This window comes from Microbacterium enclense, assembly GCF_001456955.1.
Classification (GTDB): Bacteria; Actinomycetota; Actinomycetes; order Actinomycetales; family Microbacteriaceae; genus Microbacterium; species Microbacterium enclense.
In genome coordinates, this window is the sequence record NZ_KQ758467.1 from 242,043 (window position 1) to 267,947 (window position 25,905).

At 70.7% G+C, this 25,905-nt stretch carries 23 protein-coding genes; 13 read left to right on the forward strand and 10 right to left on the reverse strand.

Annotation, left to right across the window (positions count from 1 at the left end):
- Positions 1-16: 16 nt before the first annotated feature.
- The 5 genes from urtE to urtA all read right to left on the reverse strand — a co-directional run bounded on the left by urtE (position 17) and on the right by urtA (position 4,859).
- Positions 17-697 (reverse strand): urea ABC transporter ATP-binding subunit UrtE, encoded by a 681-nt coding sequence (gene urtE / locus AS029_RS01100; RefSeq protein WP_058230772.1) that lies wholly within the window; start codon positions 695-697, stop codon positions 17-19.
- Positions 697-1,473 (reverse strand): urea ABC transporter ATP-binding protein UrtD, encoded by a 777-nt coding sequence (gene urtD, locus AS029_RS01105; RefSeq protein ID WP_058230773.1) that lies wholly within the window; start codon positions 1,471-1,473, stop codon positions 697-699. Before urtD ends, urtE begins: the two co-directional genes overlap by 1 nt.
- Positions 1,470-2,573 (reverse strand): urea ABC transporter permease subunit UrtC, encoded by a 1,104-nt coding sequence (gene urtC, locus AS029_RS01110; protein WP_058230774.1) that lies wholly within the window; start codon positions 2,571-2,573, stop codon positions 1,470-1,472. Before urtC ends, urtD begins: the two co-directional genes overlap by 4 nt.
- A complete protein-coding gene (gene urtB, locus AS029_RS01115; RefSeq protein WP_058230775.1) occupies positions 2,570-3,454 on the reverse strand; it encodes an urea ABC transporter permease subunit UrtB in 885 nt (294 codons plus the stop codon). Before urtB ends, urtC begins: the two co-directional genes overlap by 4 nt.
- 103 nt (positions 3,455-3,557) lie before the next feature.
- Positions 3,558-4,859 (reverse strand): urea ABC transporter substrate-binding protein, encoded by a 1,302-nt coding sequence (gene urtA / locus AS029_RS01120; protein ID WP_058230776.1) that lies wholly within the window; start codon positions 4,857-4,859, stop codon positions 3,558-3,560.
- Between the two features lie 436 nt (positions 4,860-5,295).
- Here urtA and AS029_RS01125 point away from each other — a divergent pair, with 436 nt between their 5' ends.
- Genes AS029_RS01125 through AS029_RS01155 form a run of 7 tightly spaced genes read left to right on the forward strand, consistent with a single transcriptional unit; the run spans position 5,296 to position 10,935 of the window.
- The gene (locus AS029_RS01125; protein ID WP_058230777.1) at positions 5,296-5,598 is read left to right on the forward strand and encodes an urease subunit gamma; all 303 of its coding nucleotides are present in this window, start codon (positions 5,296-5,298) and stop codon (positions 5,596-5,598) included.
- Between the two features lie 9 nt (positions 5,599-5,607).
- Positions 5,608-5,946 (forward strand): urease subunit beta, encoded by a 339-nt coding sequence (gene ureB / locus AS029_RS01130; protein WP_058230778.1) that lies wholly within the window; start codon positions 5,608-5,610, stop codon positions 5,944-5,946.
- Positions 5,946-7,649, forward strand: coding sequence for an urease subunit alpha (locus AS029_RS01135; RefSeq protein ID WP_139167982.1), 1,704 nt, complete (start codon positions 5,946-5,948; stop codon positions 7,647-7,649). The genes ureB and AS029_RS01135 overlap by 1 nt, the downstream gene beginning before the upstream one ends.
- Positions 7,649-8,323, forward strand: coding sequence for an urease accessory protein UreF (locus tag AS029_RS01140; RefSeq protein WP_058230779.1), 675 nt, complete (start codon positions 7,649-7,651; stop codon positions 8,321-8,323). Before AS029_RS01135 ends, AS029_RS01140 begins: the two co-directional genes overlap by 1 nt.
- Positions 8,316-9,206: an urease accessory protein UreG gene (gene ureG, locus AS029_RS01145; RefSeq protein ID WP_058230780.1), complete on the forward strand. Its 891-nt coding sequence runs from the start codon at positions 8,316-8,318 to the stop codon at positions 9,204-9,206. The genes AS029_RS01140 and ureG overlap by 8 nt, the downstream gene beginning before the upstream one ends.
- Positions 9,203-9,943 (forward strand): urease accessory protein UreD, encoded by a 741-nt coding sequence (locus tag AS029_RS01150; protein WP_139167983.1) that lies wholly within the window; start codon positions 9,203-9,205, stop codon positions 9,941-9,943. Before ureG ends, AS029_RS01150 begins: the two co-directional genes overlap by 4 nt.
- On the forward strand, positions 9,931-10,935 hold the full coding sequence (locus tag AS029_RS01155) for a HoxN/HupN/NixA family nickel/cobalt transporter (RefSeq protein ID WP_058230781.1): 1,005 nt from the start codon (positions 9,931-9,933) through the stop codon (positions 10,933-10,935). Before AS029_RS01150 ends, AS029_RS01155 begins: the two co-directional genes overlap by 13 nt.
- A 649-nt stretch (positions 10,936-11,584) precedes the next feature.
- Here the strand turns inward: AS029_RS01155 and AS029_RS01160 are convergent.
- Entirely contained in the window at positions 11,585-12,100 is a 516-nt protein-coding gene (locus AS029_RS01160; protein WP_058230782.1) for a CGNR zinc finger domain-containing protein, read from the reverse strand.
- 25 nt (positions 12,101-12,125) lie between these two features.
- Here AS029_RS01160 and AS029_RS01165 point away from each other — a divergent pair, with 25 nt between their 5' ends.
- The 4 genes from AS029_RS01165 (at position 12,126) to AS029_RS01180 (ending at position 18,153) form a co-directional block, all read left to right on the forward strand.
- Complete coding sequence (locus tag AS029_RS01165; RefSeq protein ID WP_058230783.1) at positions 12,126-12,347, forward strand: hypothetical protein; 222 nt, start codon at positions 12,126-12,128, stop codon at positions 12,345-12,347.
- Positions 12,348-12,372: 25 nt separating this feature from the next.
- Complete coding sequence (gene recQ, locus AS029_RS01170) at positions 12,373-14,451, forward strand: DNA helicase RecQ (protein WP_074615793.1); 2,079 nt, start codon at positions 12,373-12,375, stop codon at positions 14,449-14,451.
- An 890-nt stretch (positions 14,452-15,341) separates the two neighbouring features.
- Complete coding sequence (locus AS029_RS01175) at positions 15,342-17,444, forward strand: acyl-CoA dehydrogenase family protein (protein WP_058230784.1); 2,103 nt, start codon at positions 15,342-15,344, stop codon at positions 17,442-17,444.
- A 136-nt stretch (positions 17,445-17,580) separates the two neighbouring features.
- The gene (locus AS029_RS01180; RefSeq protein ID WP_058230785.1) at positions 17,581-18,153 is read left to right on the forward strand and encodes a DNA-3-methyladenine glycosylase I; all 573 of its coding nucleotides are present in this window, start codon (positions 17,581-17,583) and stop codon (positions 18,151-18,153) included.
- A 20-nt stretch (positions 18,154-18,173) separates the two neighbouring features.
- Here AS029_RS01180 and AS029_RS17965 read toward each other — a convergent pair whose 3' ends face one another.
- Complete coding sequence (locus tag AS029_RS17965; RefSeq protein ID WP_261742729.1) at positions 18,174-18,305, reverse strand: hypothetical protein; 132 nt, start codon at positions 18,303-18,305, stop codon at positions 18,174-18,176.
- Between the two features lie 244 nt (positions 18,306-18,549).
- Between AS029_RS17965 and AS029_RS01185 the strand changes: the two genes are divergently transcribed.
- Positions 18,550-20,097, forward strand: a complete 1,548-nt coding sequence (locus tag AS029_RS01185) for a DEAD/DEAH box helicase (RefSeq protein ID WP_058230786.1) — start codon at positions 18,550-18,552, stop codon at positions 20,095-20,097.
- A gap of 240 nt (positions 20,098-20,337) precedes the next feature.
- Complete coding sequence (locus AS029_RS01190; RefSeq protein ID WP_058230787.1) at positions 20,338-22,677, forward strand: ATP-binding cassette domain-containing protein; 2,340 nt, start codon at positions 20,338-20,340, stop codon at positions 22,675-22,677.
- A gap of 67 nt (positions 22,678-22,744) precedes the next feature.
- Here AS029_RS01190 and AS029_RS01195 read toward each other — a convergent pair whose 3' ends face one another.
- From AS029_RS01195 to AS029_RS01205, 3 genes are all read right to left on the reverse strand, one after another.
- On the reverse strand, positions 22,745-23,218 hold the full coding sequence (locus AS029_RS01195) for a hypothetical protein (RefSeq protein WP_058231171.1): 474 nt from the start codon (positions 23,216-23,218) through the stop codon (positions 22,745-22,747).
- A gap of 85 nt (positions 23,219-23,303) precedes the next feature.
- A complete protein-coding gene (locus AS029_RS01200; RefSeq protein WP_074615794.1) occupies positions 23,304-25,052 on the reverse strand; it encodes a cation:proton antiporter in 1,749 nt (582 codons plus the stop codon).
- A 142-nt stretch (positions 25,053-25,194) separates the two neighbouring features.
- Positions 25,195-25,743 (reverse strand): hypothetical protein, encoded by a 549-nt coding sequence (locus AS029_RS01205; RefSeq protein ID WP_058230788.1) that lies wholly within the window; start codon positions 25,741-25,743, stop codon positions 25,195-25,197.
- Positions 25,744-25,905 lie beyond the last annotated feature (162 nt).

Below are 25,905 nucleotides of genomic sequence, written 5' to 3' on the forward strand. Positions count from 1 at the left end.
GGCGAGAAGAGACACGTCAGATCGCCATGGCCTCGCGCACCGCGCCCACGGCATCCGCTCCGCCCTCGCCGCTGACGGCGACCCTGCCCGACTTGACGACGTAGAAGCGGTCGGTCGAGCGCAGCGCGAAGCCCACGTGCTGCTCGACGAGCAGCACCGACAGGTCGCCGCGGCGGGTGAGGTCGATGATGACGCGTTCGATGTCGGCGACGACGTTGGGCTGGATGCCCTCGGTCGGCTCGTCGAGCACGAGCAGCCGGGGCTTCGTCAGCAGCGTGCGCGCGATCGCGAGCTGCTGCCGTTGACCGCCCGACAGCAGACCGGCGCGGCGGCCCGCGAGCTCACCGAGCACGGGGAACAGGCTCAGCACCTCGTCGAGGTCCGACTGCTTCTTCATCGTCAGCTGCAGGTTCTCGCGCGTGGTGAGCTGCGGGAAGCACTGCTGCCCCTGGGGCACGTATCCCAGGCCCCGCTCGACGCGCTTCGACGGTGGCATCCGGGTGACGTCCTCGCCGTCGAGCAGCACGCGGCCGCGCATGACGGGCAGCAGACCCGTCGCGACCCGCAGCAGCGTCGTCTTGCCGGCACCGTTGTGGCCCATGACCGACACGGCCCCGCCCGTGGGCACCTCGATCGAGACGTCGTGCAGCACCTCGGTGCGGCCGTAGCCGGCGGTGACGCCGATGATCTCCAGCATCAGTGGTTCCCCTCGCTCTCGACCGCCGCGTCGGCGGCGGATCCCAGGTAGACCGTCTGCACCCGCGGGTCGGCCTGCACCTGTTCGACGCTGCCCTCCGTGAGCAGGGCGCCCGCGTGCAGCACGCTCACCCAGTCGGCGTAGGAGCGCACGAAGTCCATGTCGTGCTCGATCACCACGACGGTGCGGTCGGCGCCGATGCGGCGCAGCAGCTCCCCGGTCTCGTCGCGCTCGTCGCCGTTCATGCCCGCGACGGGTTCGTCGAGGAACATGACCCGGGCGTCCTGCACGAGCAGCATCCCGATCTCGAGCCACTGCTTCTGCCCGTGGGCCAGGATGCCGGCGGGTCGGTCGCGCAGCTCCTGCAGGCCGATGGTCTCGAGCGCCCGCTCGACGTACTCGGGCACCGATCTGCGCGCGAAGGCCAGCTGCCAGGCTTTGCGATGCAGGCCCCCGGCGATGTCGAGGTTCTGCAGCACCGAGAGCTCGTCGAACACCGTCGCGGTCTGGAACGTGCGACCGACACCGGCGCGCACGATGCGGTTCGTCTTCATCGCCACGAGGTCGCGGCCCTCGTACATCGCCGTGCCGGTCGCCGGCACCAGGCCGGTCAGGGCGTCCACCAGGGTGGTCTTGCCAGCGCCATTGGGGCCGATGAGGAAGTGCACCTCGCCGGGCCGCAGGGTCAGATCGACGTGGTCGACGGCGACGAAGCCGTCGAACGAGACGGTGAGGTCGGACACCTGCACCGAGGCGTCGCGGTCGGTGCGGCTCATGCCAGCTCCTTCTCGGGGACGGACACGCGGTCTTCGGATGCCGGAACCCGGCGACGCCGCAGCGATGTCACGCCCGTGCTCACCAGCGAGGCCAGCCCGCCCGGCAGGAACAGCGTCACGAGGATGAACACCAGACCGAGCAGGTACACCCAGCCCTCGGGCCATCCCGACGCGAGGCTCGACTGCCCCCACCCGATCGCCATGGCGCCGAGCACCGGGCCGAACAGCGATGCGCGGCCGCCGAGCGCGACGCCCGCGATCATGAGGATGGATGCCGAGGCGCCGATCTCCTGCGGGGTGATGATGCCGACGATGGGCACGAACAGCGCCCCGCCGATGCTCGCCATGACGGCGGCGATCACGAAGGCGACGAGCTTGATGTTGGCGGGGTCGTAGCCGAGGAATCGCACGCGCTCCTCGGCATCCCGTGTCGCCAGCAGCACCTCGCCGAAACGGCTGCGGCGCAGCTGCCACGACACGAGCATGCACGCGACGAGCAGGCCCGCGGCGATCAGGAACAGCATGAGCTTGTTCGCGTCGTCATCCAGCACGTACCCGAAGAAGTACTTGAAGCCGCTGAGGCCCGTGTCGCCGCCGGTCTCGCGGATGGTGGAGCTGATCAGCACGGCGAGGGCGACGGCGAGAGCCTGGGTGAGGATCGCGAGATAGGCGCCCTTCACCCGCCGCTTGAACAGCGCGAAGCCCAGGATGCCGGCCACCACCACCGGGAGCAGCACGATCGCGACGAGGGTGAACGCGTCGCTGCGGAACGGCTCCCAGAAGGCGGGGATGGATGCCAGGGGGTCGTACAGGATCATGAAGGTCGGCGTGGCGCCGGGGCCCGCGGTCTCGAGGGTGAGGTGCATCGCCATCGCGTACGCCCCGAGGCCGAAGAAGACGCCCTGGCCCATGACGAGCATGCCGCCGCGCCCCCACACGAGCCCGATGCCGACGGCCACGATGGCCCACGTGCAGTACTTGCCGAGGTTGTTGACCCAGTGCGGCGACAGCACGAGCGGTGCGACGACGAGAAGGAGCACGGCGAAGACGGCGATGCCGATCAGCGAGCCCCACGGGGCGAATCTCTTGACGACGCTCATGCGAGCCCCCTGGTGCGCACGGAGAACAGTCCCTGTGGACGGATCTGGAGGAAGACGACGACCAGGGCGAAGGCGATGACCTGCGCGAGGCTGCCGGTGGTCCAGTCGGCGAACAGCGACATCGCCACGCCGACGGCCCAGGCGGCGATCACCGTGCCGGCGATCTGTCCGATGCCGCCGGCGACGACGACGAGGAAGGCGGGGATGATGTACTGCGCGCCCATCTGCGAGTTCGTGCCGCCGATGAGGGATGCCGCGACCCCGGCGACCCCGGCGAGCCCCGAGCCGACGAAGAACGTGAGGCGGTCGACCGAACGCGTGCGCACGCCGACGGTCTCGGCGAGGTCGCGGTTCTGCACGGTGGCGCGGATACGGCGACCGAACGAGCTGTACTTCAACCACGCGGCGAGGGCGGCGACGCAGACGGCGGCGAGCACGATGGTGAAGACCTGGCGCAGCGGCCAGGCATAACCCATGATGTCCACCTGCCCCTGCAGCCATTCGGGATTCTCGACGGGCACCCCCTGAGCGGGGAAGATCTGCAGCGCGATCTGCTGCAGCACGAGCGAGACGCCGACCGTCACCAGCAGCGTGTCGAGCGGGCGCCGGTACATCCACCGGATGATCGAGGCCTCGAGCAGCAGGCCGAGCAGGCCGGCGATGACGAAGGCGACGGGCAGGGCGAGGGGGATCGAGATGTTGCTGTCGGGCACGACGGTCTGGGTGAGGTAGGCGACGAACGCGCCGGCCATGATGAACTCGCCGTGCGCCATGTTGATCACCCCCATCTGTCCGAACGTGAGCGTGAGGCCGAGGGCAGCCAGGAGCAGCAGAGCGCCCAGCGCCGTGCCGTTCAGCAGGGGCGGGATGAGAGCTTCCATGCGGTGCCTCCCTTCTTTCTGACGAGTGCGTGGGCGCCGCCCGTGGCGGCGCGAGGGGGGAGAGCCCCGGGTCGTCGCCGACCCGGGGCCCGGGGAGGGAAGGTCAGCCCGCGGCCTTCACGAGCGCGTCGCGCACGTCGGCGGGGAACCAGTCGTAGCCCTCGAGGTACGGGTCGGGCTCGATGAAGCCGTCGGACGCCCAGACGATGTCGAACTGGTTCTGGTCGTTGATGCGGCCGATGTGCCCGGGCTTGGAGATGTGGTGGTTGTCACCGTCGAGGGTGACGACGCCCTCGGGAGCGTCGACGGTGATGCCGCCGGCCTTGGCCGCCGCGTTGATGGCATCCACGTCGAACGAGCCGGCCTTCTCGGCGAGCGCCTTGTAGAGGTACATCGAGATGTACGCGGCCTCCATCGGGTCGCTGGTCACGCCGCTGCTGCCCGGGTAGGCCTTCCAGGCCTCGATGAAGGCCGGGTTGTTGGGGGTGTCGAGCGACTGGAAGTAGTTCCACGAGGCGTAGTTGCCGGTGACCGAGTGACCCATCGCGGGTGCTTCCTCTTCGGCGATGGAGACCGAGATGATCGGCGTCGTCTCCGGGGTGAGACCGGCGTCGTAGTACGCCTTCACGAAGCCGACGTTGGAGGAGCCGTTGATGGTGTTGAAGACGTAGTCGGGCTTGGCGGCGACGATCTTGGCGACCTGGGTGGTCCAGTCGTCCTTGTCGAGCGGCACGTACTCCTCGCCGACGATCTCGATGCCGAGCTCGGCCGCGTACAGCTTGATGATCGCGTTCGCGGTGCGCGGGAAGACGTAGTCGGACCCGGCGAGGAACAGCTTCTTCACACCCTGGGAGGCCAGGAAGTCCATGGCCGGGATGATCTGCTGGTTGGTCGTGGCGCCGGTGTAGTAGATGTTCGGCGACGACTCGAGGCCCTCGTACTGCACGGGGTAGAAGAACAGGCCGTTGTGCTTCTCGACGACGGGCTTGACGGCCTTGCGCGACGACGAGGTCCAGCCGCCGAAGATCGCCGCGACGCAGTCCTGCGTGAGCAGCTTCTCGGTCTTCTCGGCGAAGGTGGGCCAGTCGGTCGCGCCGTCTTCCTGCACGTACTCGATCTGCTTGCCGAGGATGCCGCCGTCGGCGTTGATCTCGTCGGCGGCCATGTGCAGCACGTTCGAGACCGTCTTCTCCGAGATGGCCATGCCCCCGGTGAGGGAGTTGAGGAAGCCGAGCTTGATGGTGTCGCCGGAGGTGTCGACGCAGCTCGCGGCGGCCTCGGTCGAGGCGCCGCCGGCGGTGTCGCCGGCCTTGGCGCCGCAGCCCGACAGCACGAGGGCGGCTGTCGCGGTGACGGCTCCGAGGGTCATCAGCGCCCGGAGGCGCGGTCGTCGGGTCGTGGTCATGCTGTGCTCCGTTTCGGTGTGAGGGAGGTGCAGGTGGTGCGCGATCCCGCCGGGGTGCTCGAGGCGACGTCCGTGGGCGGTGACGCGGCATGGGCCGCCCTCGGTGGTGCGCTCGTTCCTCGCTCGGATGCCGGCGGCGGCAGAACTTCGACGCCGGCTTCGGGTGGTCTCACAGTGGGACCACGGCATTGCACTGCCATTTCTCGAACGTGTCGAGGATGTAAAACCTCCCCGGCCCCGCGCGGCGGGACCGTTGATTTTCCGCGGATCACGGCAGGTATCAGGCGATATGAGACCAAGAGGGTGAAGTTCGCGGTGGCAGACTCGTGACATCTTCGAGACCCGCCGCGAACGACGCTCCATGTCAGCGACATGTCACGAACCGTACAGTCGGGCACATCACCCGATCACGCCTGAGGAAGGACGCACGAGGCCCATGCACCTGTCGCCCGCAGACGCCGAGAAGCTGCTGCTGGCCGTGGCCGGGATGGTCGCGCGCGATCGCCGGCAACGCGGCATCCTGCTGAACCACCCCGAAGCGGTCGCTCTGCTCTCGACCTGGGTGATCGAACGCGCCCGAGAGGGGGCCGAGGTCGCTCAGCTCATGACCGAGGGCCGTACGGTGCTGAGTCGCGCCGAGGTCATGGACGGCGTCGCCGACATGCTCACCGACGTGCAGGTCGAGGCGACCTTCCCCGATGGGCGCAAGCTCGTCACCCTCCACCACCCGATCGACTGAGGAGTCGTCATGGCCGCAGGTACGTCAGAGGGGCCCGGAGCCGTCCGTGTGCGCCCCGGCTGGATCGAGCTGAACGCCGACCGCGGGCCCGACGAGCGCCGCGCGTTCGTCATCGTCAACACGGGCGACCGGCCCGTGCAGATCGGCTCGCACATCCACCTCGCTCAGGTGAACCCGGCTCTCGCGTTCGACCGCGCGGATGCCGAGGGGTTCCGCCTCGACATCCCCTCGGGCACCTCGGAGCGCTTCGAGCCGGGGGTGTCCAAGCGTGTCGACGCGGTGACCTTCCGCGGCGCTCGCCGGGTGCCCGGCATCCAGATCCCTCGTATCGAGGGAGGGGAGCGCTGATGGTGCGCATCGACAGGGAGCGCTACGCGCGCATCTACGGCCCCACCGCGGGCGATCAGATCCGACTGGGCGACACCGATCTCTGGATCGAGATCGAGGACGACCTGACGGTCGGCGGCGAGGAGGCCGTGTTCGGCGGCGGCAAGTCGATCCGCGAGTCGATGGCGCAGAGCACCTGGTCACGGGCCGACGGAGCCCTCGACACCGTCATCACGAACGCGATCATCCTCGACTGGTGGGGGATCGTCCGCGCCGACGTCGGCATCCGCGACGGGCGCATCGTCGGGATCGGTCGCGCCGGCAACCCCGACATCGCCGACGGCGTCGACCCGCGCCTGGTCATCGGCCCCTCGACCGACGTCATCTCGGGGGAGGGGCGCATCCTCACCGCGGGCGGGATCGACTCGCACGTGCACCTGCTCTCGCCGTCGCAGATTCACGAGGCGCTCGCCACCGGCATCACCACGATCGTCGGCGGCGGCACCGGTCCCTCGGAGGGGTCCAAGGCCACCACCGTGACCCCGGGTGCCTGGCACCTCGAGCAGATGCACCGCTCCCTCGATCGGCTGCCGGTCAACGTGCTGTTGCTCGGCAAGGGCAACACCGTCTCGCGCGCCGCGTTCGAGGAGCAGGCGCTGGCCGGGGCCGCCGGCTACAAGGTGCACGAGGACTGGGGGTCGACCCCCGCCGCGATCGACGCCAGCCTCCAGGCGGCGCAGGATTGGGGACTGCAGGTCGCCCTGCACAGCGACTCGCTCAACGAAGCGGGCTTCGTCGAATCGACCATCGACGCCATGGCGGGGCGCAGCATCCACGCGTTCCACGTCGAGGGTGCCGGCGGCGGACACGCGCCCGACATCCTCTCGATCGCGAGCCTGCCCTACGTCATCCCCGGCTCGACCAACCCGACGCTGCCGCACACGGTGAACACGGTGGCCGAGCATCTCGACATGCTCATGGTCTGCCACCACCTCAACCCCGGCGTGCCCGAAGACCTGGCGTTCGCCGAGTCGCGCATCCGCGCCACCACGATCGCGGCCGAAGACATCCTGCACGACATGGGGGCGATCTCGATCACCTCCTCCGACGCTCAGGCGATGGGCCGTATCGGCGAGGTCATCACGCGCACGTGGCAGGTCGCCCACGTGATGAAGGCCCGTCGCGGGAGCCTCGGCACGAGCCTGCCCGCCGACAACGAGCGCGCACGTCGCTATGTGGCGAAGTACACCGTCAACCCGGCCATCGCGCACGGCATCGACCACGAGGTCGGGTCGGTCGAGGTGGGCCGCCTCGCCGACCTCGTGCTGTGGGATCCGCGGTTCTTCGGCTTCCGCCCCGCGATCGTGATGAAGGGCGGTGGGCTGGTGTGGGGCGCGCTCGGCGACCCCAACGCCTCGATCCCCACCCCGCAGCCCGTGCTCATGCGGCCTTCGTTCGCGGATGCCATCGGCGCGACGCTCTCGGTGTCGTTCGTGTCGCCGCACGCGCTCGCCGCAGGCCTCGAGGAGCGGCTCGGTCTCTCGCGCCGCCTTCTGCCGCTGAAATCCACGCGCGAAGTTGGCAAGGCCGACATGCGCAACAACGACGCGCTGCCCCGCATCGACATCCGTCCCGACACGTTCGACATCAGCATCGACGGCGAGCAGGTCGAGGCGGCCCCGGCCTCCTCGCTCCCGCTCGCCCAGCTCTACCAGCTCTTCTGATGGCATCCGTTCCACCGCTGTTCGCCACGCTGCTGCTGGCCGACGCCCGCCTGCCGTCGGGCGGTCACGCGCAGTCCGCGGGGGTCGAGCCGGCCCTGCTCGGCGGCCTCGACCCCGCCGACCTGCCTGCGTTGCTGCGCGCGCGTGTGCGCACCACGACGCTCGTCGAGGCGGGAACCGCGGTGGCCGCGCTCGCGCAGCACCGCGCGGGTGCCGACCTGGCCCCCGTCGAGCGGGCGTGGGAGGCGCGCACGCCCAGCGCCGCCCAGCGCGACGCGTCGCGGCTGCTCGCGCGCGGATACCTGCGGGTGGGAACGCAGGTGCTGCCCGACGACGCCGTGCTCGCCGCGTGGGGGCAGCGGCCCGTGCCGCCGCCGCGCCCGTGCGTGCTCGGGGTCATGGCATCCGGTCTCGCGATCGGCGCGGCCGAGCTCGCGCGCGTCGTCGTCTACGAAGACCTGCAGGCGGCCACCGCCGCGGTGCTCAAGCTCGAACCTCGCGACCCCCTCGACCTCGTCTCGCTCGTCACCTCCCTCTGCGCCGAGATCGACGATCACCTCGACGAGGTGGCATCCCTCACCGACCCGTCCGACATCCCCGCGGCGTCCGCGCCGCAGTCCGAAGCGTGGGCCGAAGCCCACGCCCGATCCCGTAGGAGGCTCTTCCGTGCCTGAGAACACCACCCCCCGCGCCCTGCGCCTCGGCGTCGCCGGTCCCGTCGGCACCGGCAAATCGTCGCTGATCGCCACCCTCTGCCGGGCTCTGGCCGACGAGATCCGCATCGGCGTCATCACGAACGACATCTACACCGACGAAGACGCCCGCTTCCTCCGCTCCGCCGGCGTGCTCGACCCCGAGCGCATCGTCGCCGTCGAGACGGGCGCGTGCCCGCACACCGCGATCCGCGACGATCCCACCGCGAACCTCCTCGCCGCCGAAGACCTCGAGCGGGCCTTCTCGCCACTCGACCTCGTCGTGATCGAATCCGGCGGCGACAACCTCACCGCCACCTTCTCGCCCGCCCTCGTCGACGCGCAGATCTTCGTGCTCGATGTCGCCGGCGGCGGAGACGTGGCCCGCAAGGGCGGCCCCGGCATCGCCCGCGCCGACCTGCTGGTGGTGAACAAGACCGACCTCGCGCCCTACGTCGGCGTCGATGTGCCGCGCATGGTGGCCGATGCCACCGAAGCCCGCGACGGGCGCCCGGTGCTCGCGCTCTCGCGAACGGATGCCGACTCCGTGGCCACGTTGAAGAGCTGGGTGCTGTCGATGATCGCGGCGCACGTCAGCGGTTCGCACGTGCCGCAGGACCCGGGTCCGATGGCGCCGCACTTCCACGCCGACGAGAACGGGGAGGGGTATCTGCACGTGCACGACGAGGCGGACGACGCCGCGCACGCGCACGAGCACGGTGCCGCCGCGCACGCGCACGGTGCGGGCGCTCACGCGCACGGGCATGGCGCGGCGGGTCACGCGCACGAGGGTGGTGCCGTCGCGCACGCGCACGGTACCGCGGGTCACGCGCACGAGCACGCACCGGCCGGGGCGCACGGGTGAGCACGACCGTCATCGACGTCGCGCCGCGCGGGGCCGACGCGGCGTACGCGCTCTCGGGCGAGCTCATCGTTCCGCGCCTCGTCGCGCGCCGCGGTCGCCGGGTCGAGGTGGCCCTCGTCGCCGGTCGCGCCATGCTGCTCCCGGGCGATCACGTGCACCTCGACGTCCGCGTGGGCGAGGGCTGCACGCTCGCCCTCGTCGACATCGGCGGGCTCGTCGTCTACGGCCGCCCCGAACTCGGCGACGAGCCGTCGGGCTGGCACGCCGAGATCACGCTCGCCCCCGGTGCGCGGCTGACGTGGGAGGGGCTGCCGACGGTCGTGACCGCCGACGGCGAACTGCTGCGCTCGAGCGTGCTGCGCCTGGCATCCGGATCGTCCGTCGCCCTGCGCGAGACGCTCGTGCTGGGGCGCGCGGGTGAGGCAGGCGGCCGGCTGCGGTCCGACCTGGATGCGACGGATGCCACGGGGCCGCTGCTGCGCGAGAGCCTCGAGGTGCGCGGCGATCGGCCGGAGCCCGGCGTGCTCGGGCGCTCGCGCGTGATGGACACCGTCGTCGTGCTGGGCGAACGGCTCGGCCCGGTCGACGAGACCGACATCGCGCGGCTCGACCTGGCGGGAGAGGGCACCACGCTGCGCTACCTCGGCGACGCCGCGCACCACAGCCCGTTGGGGGAGCTGTGGCGCTCCGCGGTCGCCGCGCCCCGCGAGACGGAGGTGCTGGCGTGCGCCGGCTGACCCCGGCCGCGCGCGGCGTGCTGCTGACGATCGCGCTCCTGCTCGTCTTCAGCTGGACCCTGATGGCGCTGGTGCTCGTGCCGAACGAGGCCTCGCTGGGAACAGCCGCGACGGGGGTCGGCATGGCCGTCACCGCTTTCCTGCTCGGGGTGCGTCACGCCTTCGACGCCGACCACATCGCGGCGATCGACAACACCAGCCGCAAGCTCACCGACGACGGCAAGGACCCCTCGGGTGTGGGCCTGTGGTTCGCGCTCGGGCACTCCACGGTGGTCGTGGTGGCGGTGGGGCTCGTCACGGCGGGCGTGGGGGCGCTCACCGCGCAGCTCGGGGCCGACGATTCCCCGCTCGTCGTCGTCACGGGCGTCTGGGGGCCCACGGTGTCGAGCCTGTTCCTGTTGGTGATGGCAGCCGTGAACCTGTGGATCCTGGTGGGGCTGGTGCGCGGTCGCGGCGTGCACGACGGCCGGCCGCGCGGTGGCGGGCCGGTGTCGCTGATGATCGGCCGCCTGTCGGCGACGCTCGACGCGCCGTGGAAGCTCTTCATCGTCGGCCTGTTGTTCGGCCTCGGCTTCGACACCGCGTCGACCATCGCGATCCTCGTGCTCGCGGGCGGCGCGGGGGCCGCGCTGCCCTGGCAGGCGGCGATGGTCGTGCCGCTGCTGTTCGCCGCCGGCATGGCGACGTGCGACGGTCTCAACAGCATCGTCACGGCGCGGATCTATCGCTGGTCGGTGGATCGTCCCGGCCGTCGCCGGCGCTACAACATCGCACTCATGTCGATCTCGATCAGCGTGGCACTCGTCGTCGGGGTCGTGGGCATGTGCGGCGTGCTCGTCGACACGGTGGGCGTGGGCTGGGGCCCGGTGCAGGCGATCGCCGCGACCGACCTCGATGTGTTCGGCTTCGTCATCGTCGCCGTGCTGCTTCTGGCGTGGGCCGCCAGCTGGGCGATGTCGCGGCGGCGGCGCGGCGTGGCGTTCACCCCGTAGTCGGGCGATAAACGCGATCCGCGGGGAGGAACGCGTTGGCGCGGCGTTTCTTGCGGTGGATGCCGTTTCGGCGCCGGCGCCGGCGCCGCCGTCGGCACCGGTGCGGTGGGTTCGGTGCTCGCCGTGTCGGTGGTGTCGGTGCAGCCCTGCGTCGGCGGCGGGCTTACGGTGCGGGGGATGTTCGCCGATAAACGCCACCTGCGGGGAGGAACGCGTTGGCGTGGTGTTTCTTCCTGCGGATGCCGTTTCTCGGCCTGATGCGATGCGTGCGGTACTCGCCGCGTGAGTGGTGTTGGCGCAGCGCTGCGTCGCCGGCGGGCTCACGGCGCGTGGGATGCTCACCGATAAACGCGATCTGCGGGGAGGAACGCGTTGGCGTGGTGTTTCTTCCTGCGGATGCCGTTTCTCGGCGCCGGCGGGCGCCGGCGCCGGCGCCGACACCGGTGCGGTGCGGTGCGGTGCGGGCGGTGCGGCGCAGGCGCACGGCCGTGTTGCTGGCGCAGCGCCGCGTCGGCGGCGGGCTCGCGCTGCGTGCGGTAGTCGCCGATAAAACGCGATTCACAGCGATAAACGCGTCGACGTGGCGTGTTTCGTCGCGGATGCCGTTTCTCGCCGCCGTTTCGCGTCCCCGGTGCCGGGCTCGGTGGGCTCACGCGCGGGCGCGGTGCCGGCGCACGGCGGCGCGGTTCGCGCACCGCACCGAGCAGTAGCGCTGTCGGCCGTTGCGCGTGACATCGACGACCACGTTGCCGCAGGGGTCGGCGGCGCAGCGGCCGAGGCGGTTCATCCCGCGGGTGACGAGGTGCAGCGACGTGCCGACCGAGATGACCGCGGCGAGCACGCGCGGAAGCGCCTCCTCCTCGTCGCGATAGTGCAGGTGCCACCCCTCGCCGTCATGGTCGGTGAGGCGCGGATACGCCGTCACCGCCGCCATCTGCGCGTTCAGCAGGCCGGCTCGTTCGTCGGGGTCGTCGGCATCCACGACGCGCAGCCACTCGTCGATGACCCGTCTCGTTCCGACGTGGTCTCCGGATGCCACGGGGAACCGCATCGTCATGCCGTGCTCTCGCGTACGCTCCTCGATCCCCGCTCGATCGGCGGGCCAGTCGTTGGCGAGGGAGGCGGCGAGGAGCACCGCGTACTCGCCGTAAGGGTTGAGATGCATAAGGGCATTACATCACTGTGGGGTCATGACCGCCTCCCACCTCCTCTCCACCGCAGCGCCCGCACCCGTCCACGAACACGCGTGGGTCACCGAGTCGGTGCACGCGACGAGCGAGGGTCGCATCCGCTACGTGCGCTGCGTCGCCTGCGTCGCGCGGCGCGTCGACCTCGACCCGCCGGTGATCGCCCCGGCATCCGCCCTGTCGCGCGAGTTCGGCGGAGCGCGCCCCTCCTCCCCAGCGGGCTGATCCGGCCGATGGTCCCCACGGAGGGATGCGTGTCGGTGGCCCGGGTTACCGTGGGGAGGTGACTTATCCCGGCGCCGCCCCCGAGCCGTATGCCGACGCGCCGCCCGAGCCGTACGGCGACTACGACGACCCGTACGCCGGCGCCGACTGGGATCCCGACCAGTTCGCCCCGCCCGAGGACTTCGACGCGCCGCCGCCCCCCGTCGATCCCTCGTCGCCCTTCGCCCGTGCGGTCGCCGCGACCGGAACCGCACGCGAGCTGCCCGCCGTCCGCGACTTCACGGGGCGCAATCCCCGCGAGGTGTTGCACGAGGTCTACGGCTACGACGCGTTCCGCGGCGACCAGGCCGACATCGTGCAGCACGTCGTCGACGGCGGCGACGCCGTCGTGCTCATGCCCACCGGCGGTGGCAAGAGCGTCACCTATCAGGTGCCCGCGCTCGTGCGGCCCGGCACCGGGCTCGTCGTCAGCCCGCTCATCGCGCTCATGCACGACCAGGTCGAGGCGCTCATCGCCAACGGCGTGCGGGCGGGGTACCTGAACTCCACGCAATCGCCGGCCGAGCGTCAGGCCGTCGAGCAGGCGTACCTCGCGGGCGAGCTCGATCTGCTGTACGTCGCTCCCGAGCGGCTGAACGGCGCCCAGACGCTGGCGTTCCTCGCCCGCGGGCGTCTGAGCGTGATCGCGATCGACGAGGCCCACTGCGTGTCGCAGTGGGGCCACGATTTCCGCCCCGACTATCTGGCGCTGGGAGACCTCGCCGATCGTTTCCCCGGGGTGCCGCGCATGGCGCTCACCGCCACCGCCACCCCGGCCACCGCGCAAGAGATCGTGGAGCGCCTGCGTCTGCGCGACGCCCGCGGCTTCGTCGCGAGTTTCGACCGGCCCAACATCCAGTACCGCATCGACGCGAAGGTCGACCCGCGGCGTCAGCTGGTGCAGTTCATCAAGAGCCAGCCCGAGGGTGCGGCCGGCATCGTCTATGCGCTCAGCCGCAAGAGCGTCGAGCAGATGGCGGCCTACCTCTGCACGCAGGGGCTCGACGCACTGCCGTACCACGCCGGTCTCGACGCCTCCGTGCGCGCGGCGAATCAGTCCCGGTTCCTCCGCGAAGACGGCGTGATCATGGTGGCGACGATCGCATTCGGCATGGGCATCGACAAGCCCGACGTGCGCTTCGTCGCCCACATCGACCTCCCCAAGTCGGTCGAGGGTTACTACCAAGAGACCGGCCGCGCGGGGCGCGACGGCGACCCGTCGGTGGTGTGGATGGCGTACGGCCTCGGCGACGTCGTGCAGCAGCGCCGCATGATCGACCAGTCGCCCGGCGATCGCTCCTACAAGCTGCGCCTCGGCCAGCACCTCGACGCCATGCTGGCCCTGTGCGAGACGGTCGGATGCCGACGGCAGAACCTTCTCGACTACTTCGGGCAGCACTCCGAACCGTGCGGCAACTGCGACACGTGCCTCACGCCTCCCGACACGTGGGACGGCCTGATCGCTGCGCAGAAGCTCCTGTCGACGATCGTGCGCCTGCAGCGCGAGCGCGGACAGGCGTTCGGGGCCGGCCACCTGATCGACATCCTGCGCGGGGCGAAGACCGAGCGCATCGCCCAGCAGGGCCACGACCGCCTCAGTACGTACGGCCTCGGCGCCGACCTGAGCGATCAGGATTGGCGCAGCGTCATCCGGCAGCTGCTCGCCCGCGGCATCATCGTGGCTCAGGGTGACTACGGCACGCTCGCCTTGAGTGACGCGTCGGCACCCGTGCTGCGCGGTGAGGTGGCCGTGCCGCTGCGCCGCGACGTGCTCGGCCGCACGGGCGGTGGGGGCGGCGGGGGCGGAAACCGTCAGCGCAGATCGAGCGCCGACGATGTGGCGCCCGACGACCGCGACCTCTTCGAGGCGCTCCGCGCCTGGCGCGCCGAGAAGGCGCGCGAGCAGGGCGTGCCCGCCTACATCGTCTTCGGCGACGCCACCCTCCGCGCTATCGCCGCGGCTCGCCCCGCATCGGTCGGCGACCTCGACGGCATCACCGGCATCGGCGCTAAGAAGCGCGAGGCCTACGGCGACGGCATCCTGACGGTGGTCGCCGCGAACTGATGCCGGGCTGCCGGCGACCCGCCGGCCGCACTGCCCGCCGCCGGCCACCGCGCCCGCGCTGCCCGCCAGCCGGGCTACCCGCCGACCGGGCTACCCGCCGACCAGGCTGCCCCCCCCGCCCGCGCTGCCCGCCGGCCGGACTGCCCGCCGCCGGCCACCGTGCCCGGACTGCCCGCCGGGCCGGACCGCCCGCCGGGCCGGACCGCCCGCCGGGCCGGACTGTCCGCTCGCCGCTGCGCCGAGAACAGGGGATGCCACGAGAACAGGCCGGATTTCGCTCAGACGCCCTGTTCTCGTGGCATCTTCCTGTTCTGGTGACAGCATCGCGCACACCTGCCCGCCACCGGCCACCGCGCCCGGACTGCCCCCCGGCCGGGCTACCCGCTGGCCGTGCTACCCGCCGGCTGCGCTACCCGCCGACCGGACTACCCGCCGGCCGCTGCGCCGAGAACAGGGGATGCCACGAGAACAGGCCGGATTTCGCTCAGACGCCCTGTTCTCGTGGCATTTCCCTGTTCTGGTGACAGCAACGCGCACACCTGCCCGCCGCCGGCCACCGCGCCCGCCTGCCCGCCGGCCGCTGCGCCGAGAACAGGGGATGCCACGAGAACAGGCCGGATTTCGCTCAGACGCCCTGTTCTCGTGGCATTTCCCTGTTCTGGCGACAGCAGCGCGCCCGCCTGTCCGCCACCGGCCACCCACCGCGCCCGCCTGCCCGCCACCGGCCACCCACCGCGCCCCCGGCGCCTTCTCCAGAATGTTGACCGTCCACAACGACCCGGGCCCACGTCGCCCGCCGTCGTTGTGTTGACCTCACACAATGATTGCCGGGTCGTTGTGGGACACCTACCGTGAATGGCATCCCTTTGCCCCGTCGAGAGGTGCCGAGAATGACCGACGCCGCCGTCCGTCCCACCACGCCCGCCACGAGCACGCGTACGCCCGTCGGGGGTGCGCCCACCGCGGCGCACTCCGCCGCCGAGGCCGCGGAAGCCCGCATCGACACCGAGCGGGTCACCGACCTGCTGCTCGGCACATGGGCGAACACGCGCCGCGAGGCGCGCGAGATGATCAAGGATCCGGCGCTGTGGCGCGACGACAGCCTCGGCATGGACGCGCACCGCGAGCGCACCCTCAGCCAGCTGCACCTGCTCGTGCAGAACAAGGCCGTGCACCGCGCCTTCCCCAAGCGCTTCGGCGGAGAAGAGAACAACGGCGCCAACATCGCCGGCTTCGAGGAGCTCGTCGCCGCCGACCCGAGCCTGCAGATCAAGTCGGGCGTGCAGTGGGGCCTCTTCGGATCGGCCGTCCTGCAGCTGGGCACCGCCGAGCACCACGACAAGTGGCTGCCCGGCATCATGAGCCTCGAGATCCCCGGCGCTTTCGCGATGACCGAGACCGGTCACGGCTCCGACGTGTCGGCCATCGGCACGACCGCGACCTATGACGTCGCCACCGAGGAGTTCGTCATCCACACGCCCTTCCGCGGTGCGTGGAAGGACTACCTCGGCAACGCCGCCCTGCACGGCAAGGCGGCGACGGTGTTCGCGCAGCTCATCACGAACGGCGTCAACCACGGCGTGCACTGCTTCTATGTGCCGCTGCGCGACGAGAACGGGGCCTTCCTGCCCGGAATCGGTGGCGAGGACGACGGTCTCAAGGGCGGCCTGAACGGCATCGACAACGGTCGCCTGCACTTCGACCACGTGCGTGTCCCCCGCACGAACCTGCTCAACCGCTACGGCGACGTCGCCGCAGACGGCACCTACTCCAGCGACATCGCCAGCCCCGGCCGCCGGTTCTTCACCATGCTCGGCACGCTGGTGCAGGGCCGCGTCTCGCTCGACGGGGCGGCAGCGTGGGCGTCGGCCATCGGCCTCATCATCGCGATCACCTACGGCAATCAGCGCCGCCAGTTCGACTCCGGCAGCGGCACCCCCGAGGTCACCCTGCTCGACTACGGCAAGCACCAGCGCCGCCTCCTGCCGCGTCTGGCGACCACGTACGCCGAGATCTTCGCGCACGACGAGTTCCTGCAGAAGTTCGACGGCGTCTTCAGCGGCGCGCTCGACACCGACGCCGATCGTGAAGATCTCGAGACCCTCGCCGCGGCTCTCAAACCCCTGTCGACCTGGCACGCGCTCGACACGCTGCAGGAGTCGCGCGAAGCGTGCGGCGGTCAGGGCTTCCTCTTCGAGAACCGCCTCGTGGGCCTTCGCGCCGATCTCGACATCTACGTCACCTTCGAGGGCGACAACAACATCCTGCTCCAGCTCGTCGGCAAGCGCCTGCTCGCCGACTACGCCCGCCAGTTCAAGGGCAAGGATGCCAAGCAGCTCGCCGCCTTCGCCGTGGGGCAGACCGCGGGAAAGCTCTTCCACGGCGCCGGCATGCGCCAGCTCGGCCAGGCCGTCAGCGACTTCGGCTCCACCGCCCGCTCCGTGGAGAAGGGGCTCCGCGCCGAGCAGCAGCACGAACTGCTGGCCGGCCGCGTGCAGCAGATGATCGCCGACATCGCGGGGCGCCTGCGCCCGGCATCCAAGCTCTCGCGAGAAGACGCGGCGGCACTGTTCAACGAGAACCAGTCCGAGCTCATCGAGGCCGCGCGCGCGCACGGAGAGCTGCTGCAGTGGGAGGCGTTCACCGACGCCATCAACCGCATCGACGACACCGACACCCTGAAGGTGCTCACCTGGCTGCGCGACCTGTTCGGCCTGCAGCTCATCGAGAAGCACCTCGCCTGGTACCTCATCAACGGGCGCCTGTCGGCTCAGCGCGGCGCGGCCGTGTCGAGCTACATCGATCGCCTCTGCGCGCGGCTCCGTCCGCACGCGCAAGACCTGGTGGATGCCTTCGGCTACGGCCCCGAGCACATCCGCGCGGCGATCGCGACGGGCGTCGAAGACGACCGGCAGAACGAAGCGGCGGCCTACTACGAGGCGTTGAAGGCGTCGGGTGCCGCCCCGGTGCCCGAGAAGAAGCCCGCGAAGTGACGGCATCCCTGTAACGACAACAGGGGAAGCGACGAGAACAGGCCGATCCGTGCGGGATCGGCCTGTTCTCGTGTCACGCCCCTGTTCTCGTCACCGCTCGGCGGCCGATGTCGGGGCCCGCCCCTACCCTGGGGACATGAGCGATCTGCTGACCGGTTCCGACGGCGTCGTGCGCTGCGCGTGGGCGGGCGTCGACGCCGAGTACCAGCGGTATCACGATGAAGAGTGGGGCACGACGCTGCGCGGCGACCGCCCGCTGTTCGAGAAGCTCAGCCTCGAGGGCTTCCAGGCCGGGCTTGCCTGGATCACGATTCTGCGCAAGCGCCCCCGCTTCCGCGAGGTCTTCCACGGCTTCGAGCCGGCGGTCGTCGCGCGATTCGGCCCCGACGACGTCGAACGCCTGCTCCAGGATGCCGGCATCATCCGCCACCGCGGCAAGATCGAGGCCGCGATCGGCAACGCCTCGATCGTCGCCGCGATGGCCGAGGGCGAGTTCGACGCTCTGATGTGGTCGTTCGCCCCCGCATCTCACACGTCGCCCGCGACCTTCGCCGACGTGCCGGCTGTGACGCCGGAGTCGACCGCCCTGAGCAAAGAATTGCGTCGCCGCGGCTTCCGCTTCGTCGGCCCGACGACGATGTACGCCCTCATGCAGTCGTCCGGCATGGTCGACGACCACGTCGCGGGGTGCTGGCGCGCCGCCGCGTGAGGGCGCGCTGACGACGTCGGCTATGCGTCGGGGGTGTCGGCAGCGTTCTGCGCCTCGATCTCGCGCAGGCGTCGCAGCTTCGCCCACGGGTAGAACGCGATCCAGGCGACCGACGCGATGGAGGCGCCCATGATCATCGATGAGGTGTCCATGATTCCGACGCTACGCCGCGTGGACGCGGCGACGGATCCCCCGCGCGAGGGAGATCGACGTCTCACCCGGTAGACTGGGTCTCGGAGCTCTCGCTCCCAGCGTCGTCGAACGCACCGGCCCCTTCTTCTCGGGCCTTTGACCTTCACGGCGAACGGATGCGCCACCCGGCGCCTTCGCCCACTTGGCCGCAGCATCGCGGCATCCCGAACCGCCGTGCGCGCCTGCGCCGCGGCAGGAGTATCCATGACGTCCCAGACTTTCGCCGACCTCGGCGTGCCCGCCCCTCTCATCGACGTTCTCGCCGCCCAGGGCAAGAACGAACCGTTCCCGATCCAGGCCGACACCCTGCCCGACACGCTCGCCGGACGCGACGTGCTCGGCCGCGGCAAGACCGGCTCGGGCAAGACCCTCGCCTTCTCGCTGCCCCTCGTCGCGCGCCTCGCCGGCACGGCCGACCGCCGCCGTGGCCGCAAGCCGCGCGCGCTCGTGCTCGCCCCCACCCGTGAGCTCGCCAACCAGATCGACGAGGTCATCAAGCCCCTCGCCCAGGCCTACGGTCTGATTACGACAACCGTGTACGGCGGCGTGAACCAGAAGCGACAGGTCGACGCGCTGAACGCCGGCGTCGACATCCTCGTCGCCTGCCCCGGCCGCCTCGAAGACCTCATCGGGCAGGGCTTCGCCAACCTGGGCGACGTCGAGATCACCGTGCTCGACGAGGCCGACCACATGGCCGACCTCGGCTTCCTGCCGGGTGTGACCCGCCTGCTCTCGCGCACCCCCGCCGACGGCCAGCGTCTGCTGTTCTCGGCGACGCTCGACAACGGCGTCGACAAGCTCGTGAAGCGCTTCCTCCGCAACGAGGTGCTGCACTCGGTCGACGAGGCCCACTCGCACGTCGCGGCGATGACCCACCACGTCTTCGCGCCCGCCGATGCGGATGCCAAGAAGGAGCTCGTGCAGACGCTCGCCTCGGGCACGGCCCGTCGCATCCTGTTCATGCGCACCAAGCACCAGGCGAAGAAGCTGGCGAAGGCCCTCACCGCCGCCGGCATCCCCTCCGTCGATCTGCACGGCAACCTGTCGCAGCCGCAGCGCGACCGCAACCTCGCCGCGTTCGGCGACGGCCGCGCGAAGGTGCTCGTCGCCACCGACGTCGCCGCCCGTGGCGTGCACGTCGACGGCGTCGAGCTGGTCGTGCACGTCGACCCGCCCGTCGAGCACAAGGCGTATCTGCACCGTTCGGGCCGCACCGCCCGCGCCGGCACCGCCGGTGACGTCGTGACGATCATGTTGCCCGAGCAGCGTCGCGACACCCTCGACATCCTGCGCAAGGCCAAGATCTCGGCGACGCCGCAGCCCGTGACGCCGACCTCGCCCGAGGTCGTCGCCCTCGTCGGCGAGGTCGCCCCCTACGTCAAGCCCGAGCCGGTCGTCGCGCAGCCCCAGGGCGGCGGACGCTCGCAGGGCGCCAACGCGCAGCGCAAGCGCGCCGAGCGCGCGCAGGGCGGCCAGGATGCCGCTTCGGCCGGTGGCGGACGCCGTCGCCGCGGCCGCGGTGGCAACGGCCAGGGCGCCGAGGCTTCCGCAGCCGGTCACTCGCCGCAGGGCGGCCGGGGTCAGGGCCAGCGCTCCGGTGCCGGTCGCGGCCAGGGTGCGGGTGGCGCGCAGCGCGCCGGTGCGGGCGCCGGCCGGACGCAGGGCGCGGGCCGCTCGGCATCCGGAACCCCCACGACCGGCATGGTCGTGGGCGCGCGCAATCCCCGCACGAACCGCCGCGCCCAGGGCTGAACACGTCGTTCCGGTGCCCCCGCAGATGCGTCTGCGGGGGCACTCGTCTTTTCGCCGGGCGGGTAGTGGACGCGGGCGAACGGCGGACACAACGGCGGTACGCGTGCCCGACACGCCTTTCCCATGGGTGCGGCAGCGGCGTGTGCGGTCAGAGTCCTGCCGTTGTGCACACGGATGCCATGATGTCTCGCGGATGTCGGAGGTCTCCGCCACACTGGGGACGATCCCGAGGAGGCACCCGTGACCGGTCCCGATGCCCACGACGTCATCCGTGTGCGCGGCGCGCGCGAGAACAACCTGAAGAACGTCGATCTCGATGTGCCGAAGCGACGCCTGACGGTGTTCACCGGTGTCAGCGGGTCGGGCAAGTCGTCGCTGGTCTTCGGCACGATCGCGGCGGAGTCGCAGCGGCTCATCAACGAGACCTACCCCACGTTCGTGCAGCAGTTCATGGGCGAGCTGTCGCGGCCCGACGTCGACGCGCTCGAGAACCTGAGCGCCACCATCCGCGTCGACCAGGAGCGCATGGCGGCGAACGCCCGCTCCACCGTCGGCACCGCCACCGACGTGCACGCCATGCTACGGGTGCTCTTCAGCCGCCTCGGGCAACCGCACGTGGGGTCGTCGCAGGCCTTCTCGTTCAACGTGCCCTCCATCTCCGGCGCCGGTGCCGTGACGATCGCGACCGGGGCGAAGAAGGGTCAGAAAGAACGTCGGTCGTTCGAGATCACCGGCGGCATGTGCCCCGACTGCGAGGGGCTCGGCCAGGTCAGCGACATCGATCTCGACCAGCTCGTCGACAAGACCCTCTCGCTCAACGCCGGAGCGATCCTCGTTCCCGGCTACACGGCCGACGGCTGGATGGTGCGCATCTACGGTGAGTCGGGCTTCCTCGATCCCGACAAGCCCGTGCAGGACTACACCGCGCAGGAGCGGCAGGACTTCCTCTACAAAGAGCAGACCAAGGTTCGCGTCGCGAACACCAACATGACCTACGAGGGCCTCGTGCCCAAGGTCACGAAGAGCATGCTGCAGAAAGACCGCGACGCGCTCCAGCCGCACATCCGCGCGTTCGTCGATCGGGCGGTGACGTTCGTCGCCTGCCCCGCGTGCGGCGGGACGCGCCTCAACGAGGGCGCACGGTCATCTCGCATCGGCGGAGTCAACATCGCCGACGCCGCGGCCATGCAGATCACCGACCTCGCCGCCTGGGTGCGCACGATCGACGACCCGACGGTCGCGCCGCTCACCCAGGGCCTCCGCGAGACGCTCGAGGCGTTCGTGCATATCGGGCTCGGTTACCTCTCCCTCGACCGATCCAGCGGCACCCTGTCGGGCGGTGAAGCGCAGCGCACCAAGATGATCCGCCACCTGGGCTCCAGCCTCAGCGACATCACCTATGTCTTCGACGAGCCCACAGCCGGTCTGCACCCCCACGACATCCAGCGCATGAACGAGACGTTGCGGCAGCTCCGTGACAAGGGCAACACCGTTCTCGTGGTCGAGCACAAACCCGAGGTGATCGAGATCGCTGACCACGTCGTCGACCTCGGGCCCCGCGCCGGTCGCGACGGCGGCACCGTGCAATACGAGGGCGACGTGGCGGGGCTCCGAGCATCCGACACCCTGACGGGCCGCTTCCTCGACCACCGGGCCCAGCTCAAGGGGGCGGTGCGCCGGGCGACGGGCGCCATGCCGATCCGCGGTGCGTCACAGCACAACCTCCGCAACGTCGACGTCGACGTGCCGCGCGGCGTGCTCACCGTGGTGACGGGCGTCGCGGGCTCCGGCAAGTCGTCGCTCATCCACGGCAATCTGCCCGCGTTCGACGACGTGGTCGTCGTCGATCAGACGGCGATCAAGGGCTCGCGGCGCAGCAGCCCGGCCACCTATACCGGCATCCTCGACGCGGTGCGCGCGGCTTTCGCCAAGGCGAACGGTGTGAAGCCCGCTCTTTTCAGCGCGAACAGCGAGGGCGCGTGCCCCGCGTGCAAGGGACTCGGCGTGATCGTCACGCAGCTGGGCTTCCAATCGACCGTCGAGACGGTCTGCGAGCTTTGCGAGGGCACCGGTTTCTCGGATGACGTGCTCGAGTACACCCTCGACGGCAAGAACATCGCCCAGGTGCTGGCGATGTCGGTGACCGAGGCAGCGGAGTTCCTCCGGAAAGGACCAGCCGTGGCCGTGCTCGGTCGCCTGCGCGACGTCGGGCTCGGTTACCTGACCCTCGGGCAGTCGCTCAACACCCTGTCGGGCGGTGAACGCCAACGTCTGAAGCTGGCGATCTCGATGGCCAAGACGGGTGCGGTCTACGTGCTCGACGAGCCGACGACGGGTCTGCATCTCGCCGATGTCGACACGCTTCTGCGCCTGCTCGATCAGTTGGTGGATGCCGGCAACACCGTCGTGGTCATCGAGCACCACCAGGCCGTGATGGCGCATGCCGACTGGATCATCGACCTGGGCCCCGGTGCGGGCCACGACGGCGGTGTCGTCGTGTTCGAGGGCACGCCGGCCGGTCTCGTCGCGGCGCGGTCGACACTCACCGCCGAGCACCTCGCCCGCTACGTCAGTGCCTGACGGCGACGGCGTGGCGCCGGTGGTGACGGAGAAGTCCGCGCGGCACCGACGATGACGCCGAGCCGCGTCAGCCGTGCGTGCTCAGCGTCGCGTCGTGAAGGTGCCGGTCGCCGTGCGGCAGCACCTTGACCATCACGCCGCGGCGGCGCAGGTCGGCGATCGCTCGGGTCTCGTCTTCGCGGGTCGCGCCGAGGGCGTGCACGCTCGCGACGACCAGCACATCGCCGCGGGTCAGCGTTCCGAAGAAGCGGTCGAGGCGGTTCGCCCAGCCCTCGAGCGTCTCGGGGGCCGGGTGACGGAAGCCCTCGATCGGCACGCCGAATCGGGTGAGGTCGTCGCGCTGCTGCACCACGGTCGGCATGTCCGGCCGCGAGACGACGAGGCCGACCAGCCGCGAACCCGCGGGGCGGGCACGCCACCAATCCCGGTCGCTCTGCAGCTCGGTGAAGCACTTGGGGCATTCGGCTGCGGCGTGCACGTGGGGCACGCTGCCGGTCCCGGCGTCCGCGGATGACGGCATCGTCGAGATCGAATCGCTCATGGAGACCTCCGCCTCCATTGTGCCTCACGCTCTTCGTGGACGGCTCGTCCGCGAACGAGCCCGACCGTGCCGGAAAGGGCGGCCCTCAGCTTTCCTCGCCGTCGTCGATCCGCAGCTCGAGGCTCAACTGATCGGCATCCAGCTCGGCGAGGGCATGGCGAAGCGCGGCCGTGCTGTATCGCCCGTCGCGGCCGGCGTCGTGGAGCCGACGGCGCATGGCTTCGATCGACGCGAGGCGAAGCTCGAGGAAGTCGTGCACCCGCGTCGACGCGTCTTCGTCGGGCGGTTGCACGATGCGTGCACCGGCACGCTGCAGGAGTTCGGCCGAGAAGGGCTGGCCGTCGCGTCGCCGCAGGGTGCCCGCGCGCAGCGCCGCACCGGCGGCCTCCCGCATCTCGGCGTCGAGGGCGCGCTGCTCGTCGCGCGACGGGCCTTCCCCGCCGTCGCCGGCGAGGCCGACCGCCCGCACGACGGCGCCGAGGGTGAGCCCCTGCAGAACCAGGCTGAAGAGGGCGACGAGGAACGCGACGAAGATCAGCAGGGGACGCTGCGGGGTGTCTTGCGGCAGTGTCTGCGCGGCGGCCAGGGTGACCACCCCGCGCATTCCCGCCCACACGATGACGGTGCCGTGTTGTGCGCCGAGAGGGGTGTCGCGGTAGTAGTCCAAATCCGCCATCGTGCGACGGATGCGCGTGCGCATCCAGCCGATCCGGCGCTCGGTGCGCGCCGGGTCCGCGCCGCGGATGCCGAACTGCTCGGGCGTCTCGCGGAACGCCTCCTCGAAACGGTCGAGGCGCTCCTGCGCGCCCTCGATCCGGTCCTGACTCCGCACGTGCCGACGGCCGCGAAGCCCCTGCACCCAGATGAGCCCCGACACCCACAGTGCGCGCACGATGAGCACGATGCCGAGCGCACTCAGGGCGAGCCACGTTCCGTGCCAGAGTCCCTCGTGCTCGCGGAGGTTGGCGCCGACGATGTCTTTGAGTTCCAGCCCGAAGACGAGGAACACCCCGCCCTCGAGCACGAGTTCGACCGTGCGCCAGTTCAGGCGATCGCTGATGCGTTGCTCGGGTGTGAAGCGACGCGCGGCTCCCTGCCCGGTGACGATCCCCGCGACCACGGCGGCGACCAGACCCGACCCGCCGAGGTGCTCGGTGGGCAGGTAGGCGATGAAGGGGATCGTGAAGCTGAGGGCGGTGTTGGCCGCGGGGTTCGCGACGCGTTCGCGCACGCGCAGGTTCACCCAGCCCACGACGGCACCGAGCACGAGGGCGAGGGCGACCGCCCAGGCGAAGTCGGCCACCGCGTCGCCGAACGCGAAACCGGATGCCACGGCGGCCACCGCCGTGCGCAGCAGCACGAGCGCGGTGGCATCGTTGAGCAGGCTCTCGCCCTCGAGCATCGTGACGACGCGCGGCGAGATGCCCAGGCGTTTCGCGATGGAGGTGGCCACGGCATCCGTGGGGCTCAGGATCGCGCCGAGGGCGATCGAGAGCGCCAGGCCGAGCCCTGGGATCACCGCCCAGAAGAAGAGCCCCAGCAGTACGGAGCTGATGACGACGAGGACCACCGACAGACCCGCGATGGGCGCGAAATCGCGGCGGAACTCGATGGCCGGCAGTTGCACGGCCGCGGAGTAGAGAAGCGGCGGCAGCACGCCGACGAGGATGATCTCGGGGTCTACCGCCACCGGCGGCACGAAGGGCAACAGGCTCACGCCCGCGCCCACCGCGAGCAGCACCAGCGGGCCGGCGACGTTGAAGCGCGGCCCGATGACCGTGGCGAGGGCGACCACCACGACGCCGGCGATGACGACGAGGAGGGGATCGATCATGCTCCGAGGCTAGCCGTCGCACGTCAGACCGAGCGATGAGTCCGTTCGCACCGTGCTGACTCCGCCGGGGAGGAGCTACGAGCGCCTACAACACAGGGCGCGCCGCCACGTGCCCGACGTGGCGACAGCAGGGTGATGACCGTCAGAGCGCGCTCGCGAACACACTGACGAGGAGGAAGGCGGCGACGCCGACCCCGGCTGAGACCACCGCGGAGATGGCTCCGAACATCGTGAGGGATGCGAAGAACGGTGGCCAGAACGGTGCGCCCTTCGCCCGCTGCATTGCGTGAACGGTGGCCGTGCACAGCGCGGCGACCGTCACCACGGTCGGAACGATCGGTTGGACGACCGATGTGGCGACTTGGGGGAAGAGGAAGAACAAGAAGAAGAAGCCGCTCGACATGAGCCCGTAGGTGAGGAACGACATCACGATCCACACGATGTTGAAGACCGTGTAGCGCTCCGACCGCGTCCACCGCTTGCCCACCACGACCGGGCGGTGCTTGTCGCTCGGGAGGCCCGCGCGCGGATTCATCGAGGCGGCCGCCGCCCCCACAGCGGCGTTCATCGTCGACCTCGCCTGCGCGACGGCACGACGGTGCTCAGCGGTGGCCCTGTCGAACTCGGACGGCGGCCCCTCCCACGTGAAGTCGCACGTGGACTTTCCGCAACGAACCATCAACACGCTCATGGCCCTCATCCTCACGCACCGTGAGTGCCGAATGTGCCCTGTCCACCGGGTGAATTCCGGACCGTCGATGGTGATTCCCCGGGGGCGCCTCGCGATCACTGCTCGATAGCGCGAGCACGTGCGCTGCGCATCGGTGAGAAGACGCGGTCGCGCGGGGGCGTC

Excerpts from the sequence above, each read along its gene's own strand:
- AS029_RS01125 (WP_058230777.1), top strand. The coding sequence starts at position 5,296 with ATGCACCTGTCGCCCGCAGACGCCGAGAAGCTGCTGCTGGCCGTGGCC.
- AS029_RS01160 (WP_058230782.1), bottom strand. The coding sequence starts at position 12,100 with ATGCATCTCAACCCTTACGGCGAGTACGCGGTGCTCCTCGCCGCCTCC.
- AS029_RS01165 (WP_058230783.1), top strand. The coding sequence starts at position 12,126 with ATGACCGCCTCCCACCTCCTCTCCACCGCAGCGCCCGCACCCGTCCAC.
- AS029_RS01140 (WP_058230779.1), top strand. The coding sequence starts at position 7,649 with ATGGCATCCGTTCCACCGCTGTTCGCCACGCTGCTGCTGGCCGACGCC.
- AS029_RS17965 (WP_261742729.1), bottom strand. The coding sequence starts at position 18,305 with ATGGACACCTCATCGATGATCATGGGCGCCTCCATCGCGTCGGTCGCC.
- AS029_RS01175 (WP_058230784.1), top strand. The coding sequence starts at position 15,342 with ATGACCGACGCCGCCGTCCGTCCCACCACGCCCGCCACGAGCACGCGT.
- recQ (WP_074615793.1), top strand. The coding sequence starts at position 12,373 with ATGCGTGTCGGTGGCCCGGGTTACCGTGGGGAGGTGACTTATCCCGGC.
- AS029_RS01195 (WP_058231171.1), bottom strand. The coding sequence starts at position 23,218 with ATGAGCGATTCGATCTCGACGATGCCGTCATCCGCGGACGCCGGGACC.
- urtA (WP_058230776.1), bottom strand. The coding sequence starts at position 4,859 with ATGACCACGACCCGACGACCGCGCCTCCGGGCGCTGATGACCCTCGGA.
- urtB (WP_058230775.1), bottom strand. The coding sequence starts at position 3,454 with ATGGAAGCTCTCATCCCGCCCCTGCTGAACGGCACGGCGCTGGGCGCT.
- ureB (WP_058230778.1), top strand. The coding sequence starts at position 5,608 with ATGGCCGCAGGTACGTCAGAGGGGCCCGGAGCCGTCCGTGTGCGCCCC.
- AS029_RS01180 (WP_058230785.1), top strand. The coding sequence starts at position 17,581 with ATGAGCGATCTGCTGACCGGTTCCGACGGCGTCGTGCGCTGCGCGTGG.
- AS029_RS01135 (WP_139167982.1), top strand. The coding sequence starts at position 5,946 with ATGGTGCGCATCGACAGGGAGCGCTACGCGCGCATCTACGGCCCCACC.
- AS029_RS01200 (WP_074615794.1), bottom strand. The coding sequence starts at position 25,052 with ATGATCGATCCCCTCCTCGTCGTCATCGCCGGCGTCGTGGTGGTCGCC.
- AS029_RS01205 (WP_058230788.1), bottom strand. The coding sequence starts at position 25,743 with ATGAGCGTGTTGATGGTTCGTTGCGGAAAGTCCACGTGCGACTTCACG.
- AS029_RS01185 (WP_058230786.1), top strand. The coding sequence starts at position 18,550 with ATGACGTCCCAGACTTTCGCCGACCTCGGCGTGCCCGCCCCTCTCATC.
- urtD (WP_058230773.1), bottom strand. The coding sequence starts at position 1,473 with ATGAGCCGCACCGACCGCGACGCCTCGGTGCAGGTGTCCGACCTCACC.
- urtC (WP_058230774.1), bottom strand. The coding sequence starts at position 2,573 with ATGAGCGTCGTCAAGAGATTCGCCCCGTGGGGCTCGCTGATCGGCATC.
- urtE (WP_058230772.1), bottom strand. The coding sequence starts at position 697 with ATGCTGGAGATCATCGGCGTCACCGCCGGCTACGGCCGCACCGAGGTG.